The organism is Allobosea sp. TAF32 (assembly GCF_052113585.1).
In the GTDB taxonomy this organism is placed as follows: domain Bacteria; phylum Pseudomonadota; class Alphaproteobacteria; order Rhizobiales; family Beijerinckiaceae; genus Allobosea.
Map to the genome: position 1 here is coordinate 1 of NZ_JBFRDM010000029.1, position 2375 is coordinate 2375.

Below are 2375 nucleotides of genomic sequence, written 5' to 3' on the forward strand. Positions count from 1 at the left end.
GGAGCGTCCGGCCGTCCCGCAGGACAAGCAGGCCTTTCCCGGTATACATCGCCGGCCCCCCGCCAACTGCCTCGGCAGTACGCGCCCGTTTCGGGGTGGGGGCAAGCGACGTTTAGCATCCCAATTGCTCGGCATCTTCTGCGCCATTCCGGAACCTTGCGTTCAAGGTCGTGTTTTTATCATGCCGCGTTCGTAGCCGATGCTCATCGGTCAGCCCTGCCAGCTCTCGGATTGCGGCGGTGATTGTTTGGCTCCCAATCACCGGAGACGGAACCGCGTCGGCGCCCCACGCCGGGCGCGGTTCCCTTGTTTGCAGGTGAGCGGAATCGCGATGAACCCGAAAACACGGAAAACGCTGCGCGGCTACTTGCCGAGGCGCACGAGGTTATTTTCCGGGCTCTCATGACCCTCGCGCCCAGCCCAGGCGACCAGCCAAGGTGTCAACGGCGTGGCCGGTGCTTCCCGCCGATTGCACCAGCTCAGCACAGAGATCATTGCGCTCCAAGACTGGCCCGATCGTGAGTTGCCGCACGGGAACCGTTCCGACTTTCCCCGGTTTTTGTCCTGCCGCTTTCGAGCGCCGGTGAAATCCTTCATCGGCGTGTTTAGGGGGCCATCCTCGGAAGGCGGTAGGGAGTCGCTTCACGGTCACCCCGATGCGGCTCCCTTCTTGCGCGTTTTGATGACGTTCACGATGAGCAGGCTGAAGATCGACCTGAGCGCGCCGAGCGTGTTGTCCGTCAACCGCAGATGGCGAACTTGGGTTCAATCACCTTGCTGATCGTCTGATTGACGGACACTTGCCACTACCGAATTCAGCCCGGTCTCGCCATGCGGGGCCGGGCTTTTTGCGTTTTGGAACCCAACGCGCTAGGTCGCGTTTTCAAGCCGCATTTCAGAGAAGTGCTCGATCTCGAGCAAGCGGCTGGAGGCCCAAGCGAACCCCCGCCACCGCCATGGCGGGGTTCGTCGTTTTCGGTCGATCGGCCGTTCGCCTTGGAGCTCCGCATGCCGGTCGATCTCGGCGCGAAGGCTTTGCCCAGTCTTACTTCGGCGGGCACGGGCGCTTCTACGGCTATTGCTTCGGCTGATGCTTGGCCTGCTCCTGGCTGGCCTTGGCGAGCATGGCCTCGAGCGCCACAAGCGCCGTCATCGGCAGGACGAGCAGGAGGTCGGAGTCACCGATTGTCTCGAATCTGATGAGGGCGTCGCCGCGCGGGTCGCCGCTCACTTGGACCATTGTCGGCTTCACAACCGGGATTTCAACAGACGGCTTCTCAGACATGGCGCTAGCGTAGCATCTGGATCGGAAGGCTCAGTCTAGCAAATTTCGCCCTGTCACGCTTCAACTGGGCAGATTCCGGTCGTTCGTGGATCGTTCACGATTTCCAGCCATTCTCTCCGAACGCCTTCGATGCGGCGTGGCGCCGAGCTGCCGTTTTCTCCTCCCATGGCGTGTGTGGCTCGGCGCCTTTTTTCACCTCGTCTCGCTAGGCGGGGGCGGGCTCGGTGCCAGCGAAGAGCAATGCCGTCCCGTTCGGGATTCTCAGCTTAGGTTTCCAAGCACGACCTGAACGATGGAATTGCCGTCACTGTGGCGCCGGATCCGGCTGTTGGTCGATGAGCCCCGCAGCGCGAGCGCGACCGGGCTACTTATCTCGCCGCGTCCTACACGCTGGCCGCTGGGAGCGGTGTTGTCAGCGCTCAGCCGTCAGTCCGCGCACCGCGTCAGCATCTTCCCACCGGGCGTAGCGAAGTAGCACTCGTCTTCGTAGCACAGGCGTACCGTCTTCGAGCGAATAGGACACCGTCGAGAGGCCGGGTTTATTCTGCCACACTATGACGATGAAGCGATTTCCGTCCTCGTCCTGGCAGCTCTCACGGTAGAGCTCTCGCCTGCTCGATCGTTGGCGGCGGGACAGCGGCTTCGGAAGTGGACGATTGCAAGCCGACCATGGGGAACACCTCCCGCAACGCACTGATAGCTATCCAACTGCGCGCGCTAGGCACCCGTTCCCTCTCGTCGCAATCGTGATAGGCCCGGCTTCGCGTCGGCCGGCCGGGCCTATTTCGTTTCAGCTCCGCTTGTCGAGTTCCTCTCGTACCGCATCGGCGCTGACGCCAACTTTCTTCACCGCGGCGGCCAGTTGTTCGCGCGTGACTCCAAGCTCTTTCGTCCAGTACGCGACCTCATAGTCCTCGTTCATGTTGATGCGAGAGCGGTCTTGCGGGCCCCTGTTATTTTCGTTGTCTGCCATAGTGACCTCCTGCAGCGAACCAATCGCTCGCGCACACCGATCGCCGACGACCGACTATCGCATAAAGAACCACAGCAGGATGATGATCGGGATCGGAACGCCTACAAGCCAAAGTAT

The 2375-nt window shown here is 61.7% G+C and carries 2 protein-coding genes; both read right to left on the minus strand.

Features of this window, described 5'->3' with window-relative positions; all coding sequences use genetic code 11:
* Positions 1–1075: 1075 nt before the first annotated feature.
* On the minus strand, positions 1076–1285 hold the full coding sequence (locus AB4Z16_RS27965) for a hypothetical protein (RefSeq protein ID WP_441514568.1): 210 nt from the start codon (positions 1283–1285) through the stop codon (positions 1076–1078).
* A gap of 790 nt (positions 1286–2075) precedes the next feature.
* On the minus strand, positions 2076–2258 hold the full coding sequence (locus AB4Z16_RS27970) for a DUF3606 domain-containing protein (protein ID WP_441514569.1): 183 nt from the start codon (positions 2256–2258) through the stop codon (positions 2076–2078).
* Positions 2259–2375 lie beyond the last annotated feature (117 nt).

Coding starts and splice junctions, on each gene's coding strand:
- AB4Z16_RS27965 (WP_441514568.1), bottom strand. CDS start 1,285: ATGTCTGAGAAGCCGTCTGTTGAAATCCCGGTTGTGAAGCCGACAATG.
- AB4Z16_RS27970 (WP_441514569.1), bottom strand. CDS start 2,258: ATGGCAGACAACGAAAATAACAGGGGCCCGCAAGACCGCTCTCGCATC.